The organism is Butyricimonas faecihominis, from assembly GCF_033096445.1.
Taxonomy (GTDB): domain Bacteria; phylum Bacteroidota; class Bacteroidia; order Bacteroidales; family Marinifilaceae; genus Butyricimonas; species Butyricimonas faecihominis.
On sequence record NZ_AP028155.1, the window covers coordinates 3,778,003 to 3,800,034 of the forward strand.

General features: G+C 43.4%; 19 protein-coding genes. 15 read left to right on the forward strand and 4 right to left on the reverse strand.

The features are described 5' to 3' along the window. Positions 1 to 2 precede the first annotated feature (2 nt). The 14 genes from R8806_RS15615 to kdsB all read left to right on the forward strand — a co-directional run bounded on the left by R8806_RS15615 (position 3) and on the right by kdsB (position 16,344). A complete protein-coding gene (locus tag R8806_RS15615; RefSeq protein WP_124317915.1) occupies positions 3 to 2,354 on the forward strand; it encodes a thioredoxin fold domain-containing protein in 2,352 nt (783 codons plus the stop codon). 173 nt (positions 2,355 to 2,527) lie between these two features. Then, positions 2,528 to 3,289 carry a hypothetical protein gene (locus R8806_RS15620; RefSeq protein ID WP_151411873.1) on the forward strand — a complete coding sequence of 254 codons (762 nt, stop codon included), beginning with the start codon at positions 2,528 to 2,530 and terminating at the stop codon, positions 3,287 to 3,289. A 98-nt stretch (positions 3,290 to 3,387) separates the two neighbouring features. Beyond that, positions 3,388 to 3,612 (forward strand): hypothetical protein, encoded by a 225-nt coding sequence (locus tag R8806_RS15625; protein ID WP_151411871.1) that lies wholly within the window; start codon positions 3,388 to 3,390, stop codon positions 3,610 to 3,612. 4 nt (positions 3,613 to 3,616) lie between these two features. Further along, complete coding sequence (locus tag R8806_RS15630; protein WP_124317298.1) at positions 3,617 to 4,237, forward strand: hypothetical protein; 621 nt, start codon at positions 3,617 to 3,619, stop codon at positions 4,235 to 4,237. Between the two features lie 66 nt (positions 4,238 to 4,303). Then, positions 4,304 to 6,580 (forward strand): hypothetical protein, encoded by a 2,277-nt coding sequence (locus R8806_RS15635; protein ID WP_124317297.1) that lies wholly within the window; start codon positions 4,304 to 4,306, stop codon positions 6,578 to 6,580. A 68-nt stretch (positions 6,581 to 6,648) separates the two neighbouring features. Then, positions 6,649 to 9,483, forward strand: coding sequence for a M16 family metallopeptidase (locus R8806_RS15640; protein ID WP_124317296.1), 2,835 nt, complete (start codon positions 6,649 to 6,651; stop codon positions 9,481 to 9,483). 241 nt (positions 9,484 to 9,724) lie between these two features. Beyond that, positions 9,725 to 10,171, forward strand: a complete 447-nt coding sequence (locus R8806_RS15645) for a 2-dehydro-3-deoxyphosphooctonate aldolase (protein ID WP_124317295.1) — start codon at positions 9,725 to 9,727, stop codon at positions 10,169 to 10,171. A 129-nt stretch (positions 10,172 to 10,300) separates the two neighbouring features. Next, the gene (locus tag R8806_RS15650) at positions 10,301 to 10,816 is read left to right on the forward strand and encodes a YceD family protein (RefSeq protein ID WP_229782946.1); all 516 of its coding nucleotides are present in this window, start codon (positions 10,301 to 10,303) and stop codon (positions 10,814 to 10,816) included. Positions 10,817 to 10,832: 16 nt separating this feature from the next. Continuing rightward, the gene (gene rpmF / locus R8806_RS15655; protein ID WP_027201828.1) at positions 10,833 to 11,018 is read left to right on the forward strand and encodes a 50S ribosomal protein L32; all 186 of its coding nucleotides are present in this window, start codon (positions 10,833 to 10,835) and stop codon (positions 11,016 to 11,018) included. A 110-nt stretch (positions 11,019 to 11,128) separates the two neighbouring features. After that, the gene (locus R8806_RS15660) at positions 11,129 to 12,133 is read left to right on the forward strand and encodes a beta-ketoacyl-ACP synthase III (RefSeq protein WP_317715702.1); all 1,005 of its coding nucleotides are present in this window, start codon (positions 11,129 to 11,131) and stop codon (positions 12,131 to 12,133) included. A 187-nt stretch (positions 12,134 to 12,320) separates the two neighbouring features. Then, positions 12,321 to 12,668: a bactofilin family protein gene (locus R8806_RS15665; protein WP_124317803.1), complete on the forward strand. Its 348-nt coding sequence runs from the start codon at positions 12,321 to 12,323 to the stop codon at positions 12,666 to 12,668. A 15-nt stretch (positions 12,669 to 12,683) separates the two neighbouring features. Next, positions 12,684 to 13,037: a bactofilin family protein gene (locus tag R8806_RS15670; RefSeq protein ID WP_087419024.1), complete on the forward strand. Its 354-nt coding sequence runs from the start codon at positions 12,684 to 12,686 to the stop codon at positions 13,035 to 13,037. Between the two features lie 8 nt (positions 13,038 to 13,045). Further along, positions 13,046 to 15,529, forward strand: coding sequence for a M1 family metallopeptidase (locus R8806_RS15675; protein WP_317715705.1), 2,484 nt, complete (start codon positions 13,046 to 13,048; stop codon positions 15,527 to 15,529). Between the two features lie 59 nt (positions 15,530 to 15,588). Beyond that, positions 15,589 to 16,344 carry a 3-deoxy-manno-octulosonate cytidylyltransferase gene (kdsB, locus tag R8806_RS15680; RefSeq protein WP_124317801.1) on the forward strand — a complete coding sequence of 252 codons (756 nt, stop codon included), beginning with the start codon at positions 15,589 to 15,591 and terminating at the stop codon, positions 16,342 to 16,344. 75 nt (positions 16,345 to 16,419) lie between these two features. Here kdsB and frr read toward each other — a convergent pair whose 3' ends face one another. Next, on the reverse strand, positions 16,420 to 16,983 hold the full coding sequence (gene frr, locus R8806_RS15685) for a ribosome recycling factor (RefSeq protein ID WP_124317800.1): 564 nt from the start codon (positions 16,981 to 16,983) through the stop codon (positions 16,420 to 16,422). 64 nt (positions 16,984 to 17,047) lie between these two features. Further along, positions 17,048 to 18,307, reverse strand: a complete 1,260-nt coding sequence (locus tag R8806_RS15690; protein ID WP_124317799.1) for an energy transducer TonB — start codon at positions 18,305 to 18,307, stop codon at positions 17,048 to 17,050. Between the two features lie 178 nt (positions 18,308 to 18,485). On the opposite strand from R8806_RS15690, the gene R8806_RS15695 reads away from it, so the two are divergent. Then, on the forward strand, positions 18,486 to 19,742 hold the full coding sequence (locus tag R8806_RS15695) for a peptidase U32 family protein (protein WP_124318171.1): 1,257 nt from the start codon (positions 18,486 to 18,488) through the stop codon (positions 19,740 to 19,742). Positions 19,743 to 19,776: 34 nt separating this feature from the next. Here R8806_RS15695 and R8806_RS15700 read toward each other — a convergent pair whose 3' ends face one another. After that, positions 19,777 to 20,571, reverse strand: coding sequence for an outer membrane beta-barrel protein (locus R8806_RS15700; protein ID WP_124318170.1), 795 nt, complete (start codon positions 20,569 to 20,571; stop codon positions 19,777 to 19,779). An 11-nt stretch (positions 20,572 to 20,582) separates the two neighbouring features. Continuing rightward, positions 20,583 to 21,944, reverse strand: coding sequence for a PCMD domain-containing protein (locus tag R8806_RS15705; RefSeq protein WP_151411867.1), 1,362 nt, complete (start codon positions 21,942 to 21,944; stop codon positions 20,583 to 20,585). Between the last annotated feature and the right edge of the window lie 88 nt (positions 21,945 to 22,032).

Below are 22,032 nucleotides of genomic sequence, written 5' to 3' on the forward strand. Positions count from 1 at the left end.
AAATGAAGAGATGTATGTTATTAAATGTCTTGCTTTGGGTTTTAGGTGTAAGTGCCTTTGCCCAAACGCAAGGCATTGCGTTTGAAACCTCCAGATCGTGGAAGAAGGTTGTGGAAAAGGCTCGGGAGGAGGGGAAATTGATCTTTGTGGATTGTTATGCCGATTGGTGCGGTCCGTGTAAGCAACTGGCTTCGCAGGTGTTCACGCAAAAAGGCGTGGGTGAGTTTTTTAACCGCCATTTTGTTAATGTGCAGTTTAATGTAGAGAAAGATGCCGATGGTAAGGCGAATGTCGCAAAATGGGGTGTAGCTTCCTTGCCGACATTGGTGTTTATTGATCCGAAGACGGAACAGGTTATTGGAAAGCTTGTCGGGGCGGGCGATGCTGCTTGGCTTGTGGAGGGAGCAAAAGCCCTATTGGATCCTGCTAAACGATTAGATGCTTTGGTAGCCCGGTATAATGCGGGGGAGCGGGAGCCGGCATTTCTTTTGGAGTTTATTAAGGCTCTGGGGGGTGCGGGGATGAATGCCGAGGTGCAGCAAGTGGTGAAAGAGTGGCTTGACGGGTTATCACTCGATCAATTGGCGACACCGCAGATGTGGCCGATCATCATGCAATTTGAAAATGATCCGTTGTCGAAAACATTACTGATGGTACGGGATCATCTTGATCGTTTTTACGCTATTCCTTTGGAGAACCAGCAGGCGATGGTAGATGCCACGTTGATGGGGGCGATGGTGCAAACGGCAATGGAGTTTTCCACAAATCCTAATCTTGGCATTTATGAACAGGAGCGGTTTAATGCTTTTGTCGATTATCTGGATCAGGCAAAAGAGGGGCCAGGAAAAACGATGGCTGCCGTATGGCTGAACACGTCACAACTTGCCCGACAAGGGGATTGGAAACGGATGTTAGAGGCGATGCGGGAGGTGGAGAGAGAAAATATTTTCCCACCTCAGTTGTATGGGCCGTATTTCTCGTTTTTCATGCAGGCTCTGACGCAGATGAAAGAACAAAAGGCGGCTGTTGAGGCCGGTTTGAAGTGGTTGGACGAGTTGATTATGAAAGCTGCAGGAGAGGATATTGTTTCCTACCAGACACGTGCCATGATGAATGCGGGAAAGGCTGCCCTGTGGCAGGCTTTGGGGAAATCTGCCGAAATGAAGAAGGCGCAGAAGGAGATGGAGAAGTATGTCAATTTGTTGAAAGAGGGTACTGCAGCGAATGTGCCGAACCCGACGGTGCAGAGTCAGGTGCAGACCCCTGCTTCGTTGGGTAAAGAGGTCGTGTTAAGCTACGAGTTTCGCCAAGGGGCGCCCGTGGTGAAGGTAGTGATTAACGGGCATACTTATTATTTCTTGTTTGATACTTGTGCGGGAATTACTTGCGTGTCAGATAAGCTGGTAAATACGGAGAAATTGGTCTACCGGCAAACCGGACAATCCATGCAGGGTATGGATGGACAGGTAGTCATGGCGGAGATTCCCGAGTTGTCGCTGGGGGAACTTATGGTGAAGGATAAGCAAGCGGCAGTGATGAGTGAGCATAACCCGATTTTTGTGCATCTTGGAGTGGACGGAACGATCGGGGCGAATATCATCAATGACTATGTGGTGACGATCGACTCGAGAAACAAGACAATCACGTTCGCAGGACGGGCGGATGCTTCTATCACACGATGGAATAAACTGGAACTTTGGAATCATGTCCCGTTGCTTTCCATCAAGGTGCAAGGAAAAGGCGAAATTCACGATGTACCGGCATTGTTTGACACGGGTAACGGAACGGGAGCCATCGGATTGCCCTCGGTGGAGGGATTCGAGCAATGGACGCAAGCGGGGATTATCGGTGACGTGGAGGAAGGAGTTGGTTTTATCGGTACAATGGTGGGCGGCATGGTGAAAACGGATAAACTTTACCGGGGACGAATGACCGGACTTCATCTGGGTGATGCTGTTTTCGAAAAAATGCCGATCATTACCGGAGGTGTCGGATATCTGTTGCTTTGTTTCAGAACAACGGATTTAGGGGTATTTACCTTGGATTATCCTAACGGACGATATCACTTTGAACCTTACGCGGATGCAAGCGTGTGGGAAGGCGACAGCCGCCCCGTGATGACGGGAGCAGAAAATGGGGTATTGAAAATCGCTGCCGTGTGGGGAAAAGAGGCACGTAAGAAACTGGCTCCGCAATGGACGGTGATCGCCTTGGACGGTAAGCCGTTGGAAAACGTGACATTGGAAACTCCCAATATCGATGAACTGATCCGCCAGCATGGGGCTAAAATCGTGACGGTGCGGGATACGGAGGGGAAGGAACATGTATTACCTGTAAGGATATTCTTGTCATGACAGATAATGTGCTATATTGAAATATGTTGATAAGCATCTGGAATATAGTTGTTTGGTTATGTGGCTATCTGACGATAATCGTTAATTAACCATATTCAGTATCTACTACATTGATCATGTTAGAGTATATTAATAACTAATTCTGATGTGTTATCCTTAATAAAACATATATTATGAATAAAATAATATTTTTTTTAATTACAATAATGATGTTTACCGGGTGTTATGATTCGGAAAATATATGGGATGAAAAAGAAAACGTAGGTTATATTGATTATTCAACACTACCGGTAAATAAGCTTTCTTCGGAAGATAAAATCTTGTTGAAAAATATTGATTTTCAACGAGGAAAATATGTTTGTGCCTTAAGTAAGGAAGGGATTCTTGCGAAAGGTGTTAGTGAAAAGAGATATCAGTTTTTTTTAGAATATCTTGAAAATCAAAATGCAATATTAGCTGAATATATAAAAGATGGAGCTACAGTTACATTCGGTAATAAATCCTTTGGTCCCAAAGGAGAATTTATAGAAGAAGTGTTGCCTGAATTTGGAAAATCTGCAAATTTATTAAGTAGGAGCGTGGGTGACTTTCAAGCGGCTCAAGGTATAATAGTGCCTGGTTCTAGTAATAATATTATTTCTTTTAAAGCCTTTTATCGTATTAGTATAAGTGGAATAGGTAAAGAGATGTCACATTGGACTGTGTTCTTGATTGAACCTTATAAAGGATTACGTAGAATCTTATCAGGAACAAGTTCTCTCCCTACAACCACTTATGTACAAACAGCATCATCAGACACTTTTGTTGATTGGGATTGGCAAGGTGAATGTGTAGATATAGTTAGGTCAAATCCAACGTTAACTGTTAATTCAAATATTAGAGGAGTGGAATTAACATTTAATACAAGTAAAGATTGGAATTATAACGTAATTTAACCCTGTTCTGCCTAATTATATTATTGTGAAGTTTAATAAGAATCTATTATGGATGGAGGCGAAGGATCAAAATCCTAAAGGTATTAATTGGATATATTATGCAGAGATCTATGATAACTACTCTGGAATTCTATGGCATGGGACTGAAATCCAATATGGTCATCCGATTAATAATTTTCTTGTTCATGGGGATCGGGAGATTACTATATATTTATCCTATGCAAGGTATGATTCGGTACTTGGAAAGTATGTGGCTGATCGATTTATTGCACAACAAGAATTTTATGTACCTAGAGAATGGTAAAATACGATTTAATATTTAAGGTGATGAAAATAGTATTGCAAAAATGGCTGTGTGTAATGCTGTTAGTGGCGAGTATGTCCGCTTGTGCTTTGCAACAGAGAAAACCGATAATGAAGGAACGACCTGGAGTCGTGAGACAAATGGTGGAGAATCGTGATTTTAAGGTGGATTTTTCAGCCACACCTGGAGGCGGTGGCTGGTCATTTCTTGGTGCGGAAATCCCATTTTATATGCAGATATCTGGTGATATACTTCATTCTTTCATGAGTTATGATATTTGGACACGACCGGGTTTGGAATACGTGTACGCCAGACCTTATAAACATGGCGAACCTTTTCCGTCCAAGTATATTATTTCAGATTACGAGGTTACAATTGGGACTAAAGATTCGATTATCATAAGATTTACTTTCCGGATGTCATTGAATATGAATGGAGATGATATCATTGTTCCCCGTACGTCTTGGTATTCCGAGTTCGAGGATCGTGTTGATTATGAGGTGGAACAAGTTCCCGTGTGTTGTAAAATGGTTGTTGTTCGTAATGGGGATGTAGTTGTTTATTTTGCCAGAGAGAAAGACCGGAAAACATTTGTGGTCTATAGAGGGCATTTTGTTTTTAATCGGACAAAAGAAGCGTCATGATGAAAATGGAGATCGTTGATGTCGTCTGTATTTGTACTATTTATCTGTCTTTTATATGTTTTTGTGATGAAGATATTAGTTTTAATAACGTTTTACACGTGCTGTTTCGTTAGTACGGTGTATGGGGGAGGATTTGCCCAGTTGATTATCGGGAGCGATACCTTGAGGATATATCCTTGCCCGGTTGAACAGGATAGTGTTCTGGAATGGCAAATACAGAAACGTTTGGTTGAAGACACTTCTTCTGTCGAGTATTGGAAGGATTATGTTAGTTTGTGGCGGTTGGAAGAAGGAATGCTTTTCTTGGAGAAAATTGAAAAAGACAACCAGACTGTGGACATTTCCGGTATTTTCGATGTTTATCGTGAAAACGGACGCATTGTTGCCCGATGGTTTAGTGGCGAGCTTCTTGCGGTGGGGGGTGAAGGTTTTTATCCTTATCGAATTTACACGACCTCAATATTGTGTGGCCCTAAGCCTCCAAGATTTGAAACGGAAATCACATATACATTTCGAGATGGGGAGATGACGGATCGGAAAGAGGTGCGTAACCGTTTGCGGGAGCAAGGAAATCAGATGTGTCACTACACGATGGGAATGTTGTTGAATATTAAGGAAATGACGCAGAATAGAGGGGTGGATTTTGATGTGTATATTTATCCTAAGTCCGACGGGAGGGTGGATTGGGTAGAGGTCATGTGTCGGAAAGAGAAATTGGCACCAGATGATCCTGCTACTCGTGAAGCCTATGCGTGTGCCGAATTGATAGGAGACTGGCGTGTGGTGACCTTGGATGGTGAAATTCAGAGGGTGTTGGTGGATCCTGTGGCAAGGAAATACAGGTTAGAGATGGACACGTATTTGTCGAGAGCTTATCCGGATGTGTTGGAGATGGATGGTATGCTTTATCGAATGGATGCTTTCCCCTTGCATTACGATTCAGAGGTATTTTCTCGTGTACGTTCTTATCTGAAAGGGGCTTTCACGACGGAATGTCCTTGGGGGTATCATGCCCGCTGGAAGATTGCCGAAGAAAAATTGTGGTTGACAGAGGTTCGTAATGCTTATACTGGGGAATTGATACCTCTTTCGGTGGTTGCGCCCGGTAATGAAGGAGAGGCGGTGGAGGCATCATGGTATACTGGGGTTTTCAAGATGGGGATGGGCGGCTCGTTGGATTCTTTGTGGTATGACATTGAAGGGCGTGAAATGGTGAGTGGTGATCCTGTCAGGAAATATATTGATCGTGAAGAAATCGTGTGCGAGGTGGAGCAAGGTTACGTAGTCCGTCAGGAGATTCGAAATAATTTCACACGCCGGGGAGATACGGTGGCTTATCGTCGTTTTGTGGAAACACTACGTGCGCACGATTGGGATCGTTATCCGGAGTTGAAAGATCGCAATTTGTATTGTTCTTTTACGGTTTACCCGCGTATGGATGGTCGTGCAGATCGGATTGGGTGTATCCGGCTTGTTACGACTTGTGACTTGGATCGAAAACGCGGTGACGAACGGGAAGACGTGAAAACAGCTCGTCCGTGGATGGAGTTCATTCGTCATGCAGCGGAATCCATCCCTTTTTGGGATGTGCGTTACTTTAGGGGAAAGGTGGAATCACAAGAGGTTTGTCTTGATATAAGGAAAACAACATTTGACTTTAATCGAGAAAGAATGTATGTTTATCGGGAGGATCGGGGATATGAGACGGAAAAGTTTATTGTAGTCGAACAGGATGATAGGAACGTTCGGATTTTTCCTAAAAATTATTATTCGATAAGGGATTCGTTGAACAAGAGTATGTTTGGGTGGGTGGATTTGTTGGCTGTTCCCTTTGATGAAGGTGAAGAGACGATTCGGGAGAATCATCCGTGGAACCGGTGGGAAAAGGAGATGGAGAAGCGGGTTTTCGGAGGTGGTGTGAATCGTATCGCAAAAGCGGTAGCGGATTCTTTATCAACTGACATAATGATAGATGTCAATATCTATTTTGATCGAGAGGGACGACTGATCGTGTCTTCGATGGAAATGTCCAGGCCTTTGTTTGAAGTCTTGCCGCATGCCTTGTGGGAACGGATGTTTTACGAGAGCATGGGTGGGGATTATGGCCGGAAGATTCTTGAAAAGGTGATGAACTCCATCTCCCTGCAGGGTTTGAATGATGAATATCTTGAATCGTTGAGAAAAATAGAAAAGAAAGCGTTGGAGTACAGAGAGAATATAGCATCCGGGGATACGGTGGCTCAGCGTGAGTTGCAGGATGCTTTTATGTTTGTAAGGAAAAGTCGACCGAAAGCAAATTATGGTCGGGTGTGTATTTCTAAGCGTTATTATGGGAAAGAGTAATACGATGATGATTGATGTGCGAGGTAACGTATTTGACAGAGGATAAAATAAATTTTAAATCATATATTATGAGAACAATATTACGACAAATTATCTTGGGGATATTCTTGTCGGTGGCGGTAAGTAGTGTTGTTTCTGCCCAACAATTGAATATGGGGGATATACTCCCTCAAGATACAAATGTGAGGGTTGGAAAACTTGATAATGGGATGGGGTATTATTTGAGGCATAATGCCAAGTCGACGGGATTGGCGGATTTCTACATCGTGTATGATGTGGGATCAGTTCAAGAAGAGGATTCACAAAATGGATTAGCGCATTTCTTGGAACACATGATGTTTAACGGGACAAAGCATTTTCCGGATGATAGTATGATCCTCTGGTTGGAGAGTATCGGGATGCAGTTCGGGACGAACTTGAATGCTGCCACGGGGATGGAAATGACGTATTACCAGTTGACGCAAGTTCCGCTTAAGCGGGAAAGTATCGTGGACTCGATGTTGTTGATCTTACACGACTGGTCTGGGTATTTGGCTTTGGAAGATAAGAAGATTGACAAGGAACGGGGGGTGATTATAGAGGAGTTACGGCAACGGAATAATGCCCAATTCCGGGTGGGTAATAAGGCGGCTATTCCCGTTTTTGGAGATACTCGTTATGCACACCGGAATATGCTCGGTACGGAAGAGTTCCTGCGTACGTTTGATTCTCAGATGCTTCGAGATTTTTACAAGTGCTGGTATCGTCCGGATTTACAGGCCGTGGTAATTGTCGGTGATTTCGACGTGAACGAGATGGAGGCGAAGTTGAAGAAAGTAATGGCGGATATTCCTGTCGCTCAGAATCCGAAGGCAAAGGAGGTGATTCGGATTCCGGATAACGTGGCTCCTGTTGTGACGGTGATCACAGATCCGGAACAACAGACGTGTAATGCAAATTTTTATATTAGGCGAGCGGCTGTTCCAAAGGAATTGAATAACCGGGTCGGGGCGACTTACATGAACATGATGATCAATATTGCCGCAGCCATGATGAACACTCGTTTTGGGGAGCTGGCGCAACAGGAGGGATGTCCGTTCGCATCTGCCCATTTGCAGAATGTTCCGCTGACGAATACTTGTGACGCGTTGGAATTGCAGGTTGTGGCTCGCGGAGATGCTATTGCGGAGGCTTTCACCTCAGCGTATGGAGAGTTGGAGCGAGTGCGACGTTTCGGGTTCACGGAGGAGGAATTGGAGCAGGTTCGCACGGGAATCTTGAGAGGTGGAAAGTATGCGTACGAGACTGCTGGGGATCGGGAGAACGGGATGCTAGTGTGGGAATGTATCAATCATTACGTGAAGAATACACCCTTGATGTCTCCGCAACACAAGTGGGCGGTTACGCAATTGATGTTGATGAAACAGGTGACATTGCAGGAGGTTAACGAGTTGGTACGACAACTAATCTCGCTTGCGAATAACGTGTTGGTTATTTCCGCCCCGGAAAAGGCGAAGAGGGTTTTACCCGAAACGGAGATTCTGGAAAATTTCTTCTCATGGGTTCGGACGGTTGAGATGGAACCTTACCAGACCGAAAAAATTGATCGGCCCCTCTTGTCTGAAGAGATTATTTCTGGTCGTATTATAAAAACCAAGAAAGGGAAATATGGTTCGACCGTGTGGATGTTGGAGAATGGTATCCGGGTTGTAGTGTTACCAACCACGGATAGTCCGTACCAGATCGTTATGAACGGTCAGGCGAGTGGGGGGCTTTCCATGATTCCCACTGAGGATTATTATTCGGTTTCGATGCTCGCACAGGTGGTGAGTGCTTCGGGAGTAGGGGATTTCACTGCAGAGCAGTTACGAAAGGTGTTGGGTAGTAAGGTTGTTAACATACAACCTACGATTAATCGTTTTTCGACAGATATAAACGGAAGTGCCGCGAAAGGAGACGTGGAGACCATGTTACAATTGACGTATCTGTATTTTACACGTCCTAATTTTGATCGGGGGCGTTTGGATATGATAATCGAGGCGAACCGGATAAATTTGGAAAATTCAGTAAACTCTCCGGATTTTGTCATGACACAAATGGTGAATAAGATCACGTATGGTGACCAACAGCGAACACGAATTCCTGATGAACAGATCTTGGCAGGTATTGATTGTGGTAAAATTAGCTCTTGGTATCGTAATTTGTTTACTGATGCGGCAGGTAATTATACTTTTTATTTTGTCGGGGATATTGACATGGAAACTTTCAAGCCTCTGGTGGAAAAATATATTGGAGGACTTCCTGCCGGGAAGCAACAATTGGGATGGAAGGATGACGGGGTGAGGGTGTTGCCCGGAGTGAAAGAGGAAAGGCAAGAAATACGTATGGAAACTGCCAGAAGTATGGTTAGTATTGGTTACTCGGGCGGGATGGACTACACGCAACAGAATATGATGACGATGGGAATGCTTTCCGCTTGTCTTCAATCACGCTATAATCAAATTATTCGAGAGGAAAAAGGTGGAAGTTACGGGGTTTCCGTGAATGGAACTCTCTCCAGACAACCGATCGGTACGTATGATCTGAAGGTAACTTTCCAGACGAACCCGGACATGGTGGAAGAGCTGGTTCGGGTGGTAAAAGACGAGCTTTTTCAGATTGCCGACAAAGGGCCTGATCCTGAAGATTTAAACAAGCATCTGGAATATTGGCGAAAGATGGAAACTCAAAATGCAAGGAATGTTCAGACTCGTTTGATTTTATTACAGACGTATTACACGTGGGGTGAGGATTGGGATGTTGATTACAATAAATTGTTGAATTCGATCACAGTGGAAAAAGTGCAGGAGCTTGCCCGGAAAATCATGGCTGATGGGAATTTGAAGGAGGTGGTGGTAAATCCGACGACGATGGTTACTCGATGAATGGGCTATGGGTGCGCTAGACCATGAACATAGTTCTAACATAATATCTACATACCATGAACGCAGACCAGTGTTCATGGCATGTTAGGGGAGGCATGATGTCGGGTAGTTGGTGTTGAGGGATGGTAGCCTAATGTGGGGTATTGTGGCTCCCTGTTGTTTATTAGAAATAGATTTCTAACCTTTGTAGAATATATTTTTCTAACTGCTGATTTGCGTGAAACATTAATTATTCGAAATTATGAAAACGATCTATTTATTTATCTGCATCGTGGGACTCTTGATGAGTTCTTGTGCGACTTCGAAAAAGAGTGTCCGGAAGGGGGAAGCAAACGTCCGGCACGAGCTTTTGGATGCGAGAACTTTTAAGATTACGAAATTCGCTCGTGACAAGACCTATGGCTACTCGGAGGACAATCCAGTCAAAGTGGGAGGTGGAATGGAGGGACCTCTGAACGAACAACGCTTTTTGAACGCGTTGGCGGGGCCTAACGGGGAGAAGGTCACGTATAAACGGCAGGGTAGTTGCTGCCCGTTCAAGACACCAAACGCTCTCTTCGGAGATAGTGGTGTACTGGATATGTACGAGGTAATTATCGAGGGTTCGTCGGAAAAGATTATTCTTTACCTGAATATGTATGACTCGGAAACCTTGCAAGTGCCGGTAGGGTTCACTTTGCGGAAATAGAGACTTCAAAAGGCAAACACGATTAAGTGGGAGAGAGATACAAGATTTTGTTTCCAAGAAAAAAACGGGTATGAATGTACTGGGTATTATATTTTTTTGTACATTTGTCCCCGTTTTACGTCAAGAGTAGTGGACAGATTGAAAGAATATAAGATAGCCCACAGAGGGTTAGGGGAAGGCGTTCACACTTTCGAGTTTGTCATGGATGACGGTTTTTTTGATTGTTTTGACGCGACAAAAGGTACGAAAGGGAAAGTAAACGCGAGAGTAAATATCGTGAAGTCATCCTTGCTAATGGAGGTTCGGATGACGATCGAAGGGACGGTGGAAGCAATTTGCGATCGCTGTCTGGAGGAAATGGAGTTACCGATTAGCGGGGAATTGAACTTGTATGCGAAGTACGGGGAGAGGGTGGAAGGAAATGATGATGATTTTATTATCTTGGCTCAAGATGATGATTATCTGGATTTAAGTGAACCGCTATATGAGGTGTATATGCTGAATTACCCGCTTCGCGTGGTTCACCCGGAGGGAAAGTGTAACGAGGAGATGGAGCATGTACTGGAAGAGTTGACAATGGAAGAAGAGAATGATAAGATTGATCCCCGCTGGGATGAATTGAGGAAATTAATTAATAATAACTAAATAAAACTAGAGAGAAATGGCACATCCTAAACACCGAATCTCTAAACAGAGAAGGAATAAAAGAAGAACTCACGATAAGGCAACAGTTCCTGCAATAGCAAAGTGTTCAAATTGTGGTGCTGCGGTACAGTATCATACTGTATGTCCGGAATGCGGGTATTACAGGGGTAAATTGGCTATTGAGAAAGCTGTTGTTGCATAATATTGATGCAATGATAAAGATTGCCTTAGATAATGCAGCCCCCTGTACTAGGGGGCTATGATTGTATATGGGTATCTGATTCTATTATTCAATTTGAAAATTTTTATTTTATGGAAAGGCCAAGAGCGGTAATCACAGGGGTAGGAGCGTATTATCCCGACTATATTCTAACGAACGAGGAGTTGAGCCGGATGGTTGATACCACTGACGAATGGATCATGACTCGGATCGGTATAAAAGAGAGACGTATTTTACGGGATGCCGATAAAGGCAGTGCTTACCTCGGGGCCAGAGCGGTGGAGGATTTGTTTCGTAAAACAGGTTTGAAACCGGAAGAAGTTGATTTATTGATTTGCTGTACGGTTACGGCCGACATGGACTTCCCCGCTAACGGAAACGTGATTTCCGATATGGTGGGAATAAAGAATGCTTTTAGTTTTGATCTTAATGCCGGATGTTCCGGTTTCTTATATGGCTTGATCACGGCAACACAGTACGTGGAGAGCGGACGCTATAAAAAAGTGATTGTCGTGGGTGCTGAAAAGATGTCTGCGATCACGGATTACACGGATCGGGCAACTTGTCCTATTTTCGGAGATGCGGCAGCAGCCGTGTTGTTGGAGCCGACCACGGAAGATTTGGGGGTAATTGACCATATATTGCGTTCGGATGGAATGGGACGTGTTCACTTGCACATGAAGGCGGGTGGTTCCTTGAAACCGCCCACCATTGACACGGTTCTAGCCCGGGAACATTATATTTACCAAGAGGGACAACCCGTGTTTAAACATGCCGTGTCGAATATGGCCGACGTGTCGGTGGAAGTGATGGAACGCAATAATTTGTCCTCGGAGGACGTGGCTTGGCTGGTACCTCATCAGGCAAACCTGCGTATTATCAAGGCAACCGGGGAGCGGATGGGACTACCCAAAGAGAAGGTTATGGTTAATATCCAAAAATACGGTAACACGACTTCGGCAACAATTCCGTTGTGTCTGTACGAGTGGGAAGATCAGTTGAAGAAGGGGGATAACTTGATCCTTGCGGCTTTTGGTGCCGGGTTCACGTGGGGAGCGATTTATTTGAAGTGGGGATATACGAAAGTTAAAAGCTAAAAACTAAAAGTTAAGAGTTAAAAGTTATAAGTTTTGCAAGATCCATGGAGTCTAGATTTAAGGCTTTATGGATCTTGTTATTTTTTTGAATGTTCGGGTGTTTAGATTTTTGAGTTTTATGGGATAACAAATTATTTCCAATTTTAAATTACTTGTTGTATATTTGGTCGATTATTATGGATGCTAAATGAGAAAAAGTGCAAGTCAGGACACTACCGAAATGAGTCAGACAATTGTCTTGAATGATTCCGAGATAGAGGGAGATATTATCCTGCCCGGGAACTTGTGTTTATTTGGCAAAATTTCAGGTAATGTTACTGCAAAAGGTAAGGTGGAGGTGAAGTTGGGTGCGGTGGTGACTGGAAATATCTTTTGTCGGGAATTAGAGATAGGCGGGGTGGTAGAAGGGAACGTGGAGGCCTGTTTTTTGATGATTGAAGAAAATGCCGTTTTGAAAGGAGATGTGCAGGCTGGCAAACTGCTGGTGAGAGCCGTGAAGTATGATATAAAACGGTTACGTTTGGTAAGAAAATAAAGTAAACGATAAATCATGGGAAAAGAAGTACAACAGCAAATAGCGTTAAATTTACTCAGTGAAGGAACCCAGATCACCGGGGATCTTCACGCTTCAAATGACATTCGTATTGACGGGGAACTTAAAGGAAAGATTTTCACGAAAGGACGTCTGGTTATCGGGCAGATGGCCAAGGTGGAGGGAGAGGTGAATTCTCCGAATGTTGATATTTTAGGAACCATGGAAGGGAATATCGTGTCGACGGGGACTGTTTCCTTGAGGGCAAAGTCGGTATTCACGGGAACGATCAAAGCTGCTTATATCGCGATCGAGTCCGGAGCGGTTTTTAATGGCGAGTGCCATATCCAACGAGAAGTTCAACAAAAATAATTAAAGACGTGGTGTGTCGTGTATTGGCAGTGATCTCATTGCTACTGAGTCTGGTTTCTTGTGAAAAGGAACAGGATAAGGTAGAAGATGGTGTTTCTTTGGAACTGGCCAAAGAACGTAAAGCGAATATAGGCGGCGTGACCTATAAATTGTATTTTTCTATTCCGGCGGAGAAGAGTGAGGCTATTATGGCCGAATCAACGATCTTTTTTGAATTGTTTGATCTGGTTCCGGTCATTTTGGACTTTAAAGAGGCAAAAGAGAATATTCTTGCTGTCACGTCTTCGGATGGGAGAAAAATCCCGTACACGTTTAAAAATGAACATATTATTATTCAACCGGAACACTTGAAAAAGGGACGGAACGAGCTGGTCATCCAATTTAAAGCGGGAGAGTCTTCTTTGAATCGAAGTGATGATATGCTATACACGTTGCTGGTTCCGGATCGATGCCGCACGTTGATGCCTTGTTTTGATCAGCCGGATATAAAGGCGAGGTTTAAATTGACATTGAAAATCCCTTCCCGGTGGAGGGCGGTGGCTAACGGGGAGCCGATTCGTACGGAGTATTTTAGTGACTATAAGTTGTACGAATTCGAGGAAACAAAACCGTTGAGTACTTATCTGTTTGCTTTTACCGTGGGGAGGTTCTCGTACGTGGAACGTTACGTGGGAGGACGATGGATCGGTATTTATCACCGGGAGACGGACACTTCGAAGATTAATGCCAGTATTCCGGTCATAGCCAGAGAGGTAAGTCATGCTTTGGATTGGATGGAAAACTACACGGGGATACGTTACCCGTTTGATGTATATAATGTCGTGGCGATTCCTGATTTTCAGTATGGCGGGATGGAGCATCCGGGCGCCGTGTATTACCGGGCGTCAACGATGTTTTTGGATCGGAATGCGGATTTGTCGGCATGGATGAAACGCAGTGATGTTATCGCTCACGAGACGGCTCACATGTGGTTTGGTGATTACGTCACGATGAGGTGGTTTAATGACGTGTGGTTGAAAGAGGTGTTTGCCGGTTTCATGTCGGATAAGATTATGACCCAGTTATACCCGGACGTGAATCATCGATTGAATTTCTTCTTGAATCATTACGAGCCGGCATTACGGACGGACCGGACGAAGGGAACGCACCCGATTTTGCAAGAGCTGGATAATTTGAAGGATGCGGGAACTTTGTACGGGGATATTATTTATCACAAGGCCCCGATCGTGATGCGCATGTTGGAACGGGAGATTTCCGAACGACGGTTGCAGGTCGGGTTACAAAGGTATCTTCGCAGGTGGTCCTATTCTAACGCGGATTGGGACGAGTTGATCAAGTTGCTGGAAAGTACAACGGGACAGGATTTGCAGGCTTGGAACGAGATATGGATCAAAGAGAGCGGGGCTCCCGTGATCGAGTTCCAGAAGAACGGGATCGTGATGACGGATGAGAGCGGGAAGAATCGGGTTTGGCCTCAGGCTGTATCTGTTTTTTGGGATTACATGGGGTTGAAGAGAACATTGATCCCGTTACGTGATTCACTGACTCCTTTCAGGTATGGAGCGGCTGTCGTGTTACCGGATGGGGACGTCATGGGATACGGTTGTTTCTTACCCACGGATTTTTCTATTCGTTTTCTTGATGATGAACTGGGAAATCTGAATGACCCGCTTTACAGGGCAGTTGCTTGGCAAGCTCTTTACGAAGGGGTTTTGCATAAAAAGGTGAAAGGGGAGTTTTTCCTGAAGTTATGTATCAAACATTTACCGCAAGAGAAGAACAATTTGGTTGTGAACCGGACGTTAAGTTTCTTGAGGATTATTTATTCAACTTATTTGGATGAGGGAAGTCGGCAGTTAATACAGGACGATTTAGAACGTTTTTGTATTAATATGGTGAATAATAAGGCCGAGGGGAAAAATAAAAAATCGTATTTTAACACGTTATTGTCGATTTGTTCTTCACCGAAGAGTTGTTCCTATTTGTCAAGCGTGTTAAAGGGTGAACAGGATTTACCGGAAGACGTAACAATCAATGAACAAGATAAAATTAGTATCGCATTTAATTTGGTGTTGCGGGATACGAGTGTTTATGAAGATACGAAGGCATATATCATGAGAACGGTTAAGAATAAGGACTTGCTGGATCGTTTTGAATATGTATACCCCTCTTTATCTGGTGATAAACAAGTGCGTGATAGCGTGTTTAACGCCTTACTTGTAAGAGAGAACCGGGTGAATGAAGTATGGGTGGAAGAGTGTTTGCGGTGGTTGAATCACCCGCGGAGGAGAATGGAGGCGGAGGGGTATGTGCCGAAAATGCTTGGGGCGTTGCAGGAGATTCAAGAAACGGGGGATATTTTCTTCCCCGGTTCTTGGTTAAGTGCCGGATTGTCCGGCCACACGAGCAAGAACGTGTACACGATGGTAAATTCTTTCTTGGAGAAACATGCTGAATTATCCGCAGAATTTGAAATTGAAGATATTATCTAATTCAGATCATTTACGGCGTTTACATTCAGAAGAAGAGAATAGAGATAGATTGAAATGATATGGCGATAGAAGAGAATTCATTGATATTGATTCCGGCCCGTTATGCTTCCACCCGTTTTCCGGGGAAACCGCTGGTGGATATTGCCGGAAAACCCATGATTCAACACGTGTACGAGAAGGCTGCGGTTGTTTCTGACCACGTGTACGTGGCGACGGATGACAAGCGTATATATGATGCCGTGCTTGCTTTCGGTGGGCGTGCGGTAATGACTTCCGATACCCATCGGAGTGGAACGGACCGGTGTTACGAAGCGTACACGAAAGTAAAAGAGTTATTGCAGCGCAATTTTGACGTGGTGGTGAACGTGCAGGGGGACGAGCCTTTTATTATCCCGGAGCAGATCGAATCTTTGATCGTGCGTTTTGAAGAGCCTGCCGTGCAGATTGCCACGTTGGCCAAGCCTTTCGCGAAAAATGATGAGATTTTTGACCCGAATAAAGTGAAGGTAGTGTTTTCCACCAATCATACTGCTCTTTATTTTAGTCGAAATCCAATTCCTTATTGCAGGGGCGTGGAGCGTGAAGATTGGCTGGCTAAAACCCCGTTTTATAAACATGTGGGGATGTACGCTTATCGTCCGGAAATTCTGAAGGCGGTGACTTCTATCCCGCAGGGTGTTCTGGAACAGGCGGAATCTTTGGAACAATTACGATGGTTGGAGAATGGTTACACGATTGCTGTCAGTATCACGAATCATGAATCAATAGGGATTGATACCCCGGAAGACTTGGAAAAAATAAAAGCTAACAGCTAATAACTAACAGTTTGAAAATAATAAAAGCTAAAAGTTTCTCGACTTTTAGCTTTTAATTTTTAGTTTTTATCTTTTTTAGATTGTCATGATGTCTTTTTCTTTCTTCGCAAAGTATTCATCGGCTTTCTTGCCGTATTCGTCTGTCATTTTTTGAGCAATGACTTCAGCGTCTTTGGACATATCTTCCGGAAGCCCGTCCTTTACCATTTTTTTCACTTGTTCAATGACATCCCGGCGAGCGTTGCGGATACTTACTTTCGCTGTTTCCATCTCGCCTTTACTTTGTTTTACAAGGTCACGTCTGCGCTCTTCTGTCAGAGGCGGGATATTTATACGGATGAGTTCTCCGTTGTTATCCGGGTTTAATCCGAGATTAGCGTTCATGATTGCTCTTTCAATAGGAGAGATCATGCTTTTTTCCCAAGGTTGAACGGCAATTGTTCTCGGGTCTGGGGTTGAAATATTGGCTACTTGTGATAACGGGGTAGGACTACCATAATAGTCAACCAGCACGTCTTGTAAGATTTTCGGGTTGGCTCTTCCCGCTCTGATTTTACTAAGTTCTGATTCTAGGTGACTCAGAGCAGCTTCCATTCTCTCTTTTGCTTCGTCGAGATAAAATTGTACTTCCTCGTTCATATAATTTTTATTTGATTTAATATCCCATAATGAATCAAACAAAGGTATAAAAAAAACTTTATTTTTACTCTATCCTACGCCACGTTTCCTTGACTTGAACGTTTTTCTGGGTCCCGTCGGCGAGTTTTAGCTTTACTTCGCCCGTGAGGACAAGAATCCGGTTGTTTGCATCATATTGGTAATGAGCGGAGGATTCCACGATGTCTTTTATTTTCACGGAAGGGGCGTGTTCCGATAGAAATTGTCCATGGGCAATTTTGTAGGTTCCGTTGACCCCGTTAGAACAACTGAACGTGAAGTCGTCGAAATATTCTTTTTGTAAGAGTTGTTTGGTTTCAACTCCATTTTCCCTTATTTTTTCCCATTTACCGACAAACGGGTTGGCAATAATAGCCCGAATGAGTTTTCCGGGATTGAAAATACAGTCTTCAACGTATCTTTTGAACTTCTTCTCTCCCAAATAATCCCGAATTTTGATTTCTCGTAGGGTCGTGTTTGCCCTGAAACGAGGGGTAATCCGCACATATTCCGAAGTGAAATCTTCCGTTGGCAGGCTATCTATGAGCCGGATTTGTTCGTCCCATTCTTCTTTATAGAATTGCAGTATTTTGTTTTTGTCGGTGACAGGAAGGGACATGGTGGGCATGACGATGCTTAACATGATTTCCGAGGATTGTTGCTGTTCCCGGGCGGAAGTGATGATTCCTTTATAAACGGCCTTGTCTGATCCGTAACGTTTTTTCAGGTAGAGGCGATACATATCGAAAGAGGCTTGAGGAACCGAGTCAAGGCCGTTCTTTAATTTTTCTTCTTCGGCATTCAATACTTTCAAATATCTGTCGAAAGTTCTTCTTTCGACGCTGGGAGAGGTGCTTTTTAGGGCAAAATAGACGGGAACTGTGTATGAAACACGCACGGGAGAACCGTTTTGTTTTCCCGGTTCCCATTTGGGCATGGAGGCGATAACTGCTTTTGCCTCGTTGTCCAGTTCGGGAGAAACACCCCGAATAATTTTGACATTGCTGACGGCTCCATCTTTTTCAATGACGAATCTGACATACACTTTTCCTTCGAGTTTTTTCTCCTTGGCGGTTTCCGGATAGCGTATGTTGTTGTATATCCATGTATTTAGATTGCCAGGGAATACGGGCATCTCTTGGACGAGGAAATGGACTTGGTTGTCTTCCGTGGAATCTTGTGTAGCCTGTTTATGTTGAATTTGGCTAGTTGCTGCGTGTGTACTAAAAACAAAAAGAACGCTCACCAACCCGATTTGTAATTTGGCGAGGAATTTTAATTTAGCATAGAATGGTTTTAATGTCATGGTGTGTTTCTTAGTGTGATAAATAGTTCTTTTTATCACAGCTAAATATAGAAGGAATTTTTTGTTTTTGCAATGAAAATAAAGATTTAATGAAAGTTTAACGTGCATCGTTAAGAGTGGTCTTTAAATTTTTAATTTTCAATTAAGGGAGTTACTTTTGTCTGCTTAAAGAAACGATATGAAAAGGAAAGATTTTGAAGTGATGGCTCCGGTTGGTTCTTATGAATCTTTGGAGGCGGCTTTGCAGGCAGGAGCGAATTCTGTTTATTTTGGAGTGGAAGGATTGAATATGCGTTCCCGTTCATCGGCTAATTTCACGCTGGATGATCTGAGGAATATCGTGGAACGTTGTAACGTCCGGGAAGTGAAGACTTATCTCACGGTGAATACGATTATATATAATAACGAGCTGGAGAAGATGCACCAAGTGATCGAGTGCGCCAAGGATGCTGGGGTGTCGGCGATTATTGCCTCGGATATTGCAGCGATTTTGTATGCCCGTTCGATAGGGGTAGAAGTGCATATCAGCACGCAATGTAATATTACCAATTACGAGGCGGTGAAGTTCTATGCCCAATTTGCGGATGTCGTGGTGCTGGCGCGTGAACTGGATATGGATCAGGTGATGACGATTCATCGACAAATTGTTGAAAATGATTTGCGTGGTCCCAAGGGTGAATTGGTCCAGATCGAGATGTTCTCTCACGGGGCATTGTGCATGGCGGTTTCGGGTAAATGTTATTTAAGTCTCCACGAGATGAATGCTTCGGCAAACCGGGGGGCTTGTTACCAGATATGTCGGCGTTCTTATACGGTGAAAGATACCGAGAGTGATATAGAATTGGAGGTTGATGGGAAATATATCATGTCTCCTAAAGATTTGTGTACGATCGGTTTTATTAATAAAATGATCGATGCCGGGGTGCGGGTTTTCAAGATTGAGGGACGTGCCCGTCCGGCAGAATATGTGAAGACGGTTTGCGAGTGTTATGACGAGGCATTGAATGCTTATCTTGACGGGAGTTACGGGGCGGAGAAGATTGCGAATTGGAAAGAGCGATTGGCTACCGTGTTTAACCGGGGATTTTGGGATGGTTATTATCTGGGCCAGCGTTTGGGCGAGTGGAGTGAGGTGTACGGATCTAAAGCCACGAAAAAGAAGATTTGTATCGGTAAAGTGACAAACTATTTCGGTAAATTGCAGGTCGGAGAATTTAAACTGGAATCTTATGATTTGAAAGTGGGAGAAGAAGTGATGATTGTCGGGCCGAACACGGGAGTGGTACAGATGATTGTCCCGGAGTTAAGGTTGGAGCTGGAACCTGTTGAGCAAGTGGGTAAAGGGGCTATTTTCTCCATGCCATGCGAAACGAAATTGCGAAGGTCTGATAAATTATACAAGTTGGTGGATACAACGGAGGAGTTGATGCAATAAAAAAATGCCGATTGTTAAATCGGCATTTCTTTTATTATTTTCTACTGAATTTAGGAAATCTAGGAGGTTTAATATCAAATAGATTATAGCTGATAACCACGGTACCTCTCATGTGTAACATACTATAATCAAAATATTGATTATTGCTTTTGAATATATCTTTGAATCCCCAAGAGAAACGAAGTCCAAGTTCGAAACGGGTTGAAAGTTTTCTTTCATATCCCATTAAGATTCCCAGATCCCAAGAGTCCAAAGAAGAATCAAAATCCATATCGTCCATATCATCTGGCATGATTGAATCAACTTTGTCTGGACCTCCGGTTCCGATGTACCCTTTCTCCGGATCGATTACAAATGAACTCTTCATTACCCAAGCGAAATAGGGACCTAATAGAAGTCGGTCTTTCCCGTTACGTAGAGTATATTTCGTGTACACGGGGATCTCAAGCATGGTAAAATCCATGTGCATTTCTGCCGATCCTGAGAAGTATTGAACAAGTTCTTTGTCTTGATAGCGTTGATTTTCGACCCTCGCATCAGCATTCATGGTGATCGTTTTATACGTGAGTTCCGTACCTAGAGACCAGCGGGAAGTGATGGGAAAAGATAGTTTAGCACCTAACGATAAATTCAATTTGGGATAAGGGTTGAATGTTTCGGGTATATGTTTGAACGGGAACGGTACGGCTCCACCAATATCCGTACCCAACTGAACTCCTAATGCAAATCGATAATCGACAGAATCTGTTTTCCGTACCTTCTCTTGTCCTTGTACGGAGGATGCTCCACAGATTAAAAATATGAGTGTATATATGATGTAATATTTCATGTTGCAATGATTTAATAAATCAGTTTGACGTCATCTACTTCCATAGTACTACCCGGAGCTCCTAAGAATATATCCCCGCTTTTGCTGGAACTGAACACGATAACAATGTGTGTAGGAATATCGGTTTGGTTCGTGTATACAACCGGGATATTGTAATGAGCCCAGTTCCGGTATTTCGTTTCTTTTCCATCAAAAAGGATTTCTCCTCTTCCGAGAACTTCAACACCATCTGCAGGTCTTCCATGGTATTCGAATGCCCCTTCTCCTGTCCAACGAATAATTTCGACAAAAGCTTGTCCGACATCCACGCCTTCGCGATCTTCGATAGAGTATTTTGAACCACTTTTAACCGCTTGTTTTAATTGTGGACCAGGTTCATATTTGGCATCAAATTCGATGGATTTAATTCTTACTGTGTGAGGGATTCCAAAATGAGTCATGGATCGAGGATCATTAAGTGCCCCAACATCAAATTTGAAACATCCGGTGTACATACTTCCTGCTGCAATTAACTTACCGAAAATGAGCGCATTTTGTTCGTTTGTCGTCATCTTGGCAGCATAGCCTCCATTGTGTTCAACAGGGCGAGTTCCTTGCACGAAGTAATTGTTTGCAGTTGCCCAACCTTTTCCGTATCCCGGTACGGGGTCAATAGTTTCTTCATTTAAATTAATATCGTTTCCGAATTTCCCCCATGATTCAAAGTCCGAATTTGGGATTTGTAAAAGGGCTCCGAATTGAATCTTCCATGTCCGACGAGTTTGTCTGTCAGCGGAAACAACCGTGATTTCTTTTATGTCCTCAAAACTTTGAAACGTTAATTCTTCTCCTTCCGTGTAACCTTCAAAAGTAGCATCCTCTGATAACCGGATTGTAGGTTTTATTGTAACCGGGAAACCGGGATCTAACACGGAGATATTGACTATTTTGCTCCAGGGATTGATTGTAATTGTCATTTTTTCAGAATCCTCGAATTTGAATTGTAGAATATCTGCTCCGGTATCCATTGCTTCCAAACTGATAGAATATGGATGAACGAATCCACTTTCTGCTATAAGGAAAAAGTTGATAGTAGATTCTCCTCCATTAAATACAATATCTTGGCCTTTCACGTAATTACCAAGAACTTTATGGGTTGTTGAACTTGTTTCTAAAACAGTTTGGAGTGTTAAAGGAAATAAATTATCTTCCGGAACGACTGGTATAATAATAGACTTGTCATTGCGATAGATTTCTCCTAGTTCGGCTGTCGTTGGGGTGTATGATGTGATTTCAAAACGCTCAATACTCGCATCATCACTCAAGTCTTTTACTTTCTCGCACGAGCTTAGTAATCCCACGGCAAATAAAAGAATCCAATAATATTTTCTCATAAAAATTTATTTTTCGTAATAATCAGCAATTTTCATGCCATCTATATAGATACGGAAATAACGACAAACGGGTTATCCGGTTGTCGTT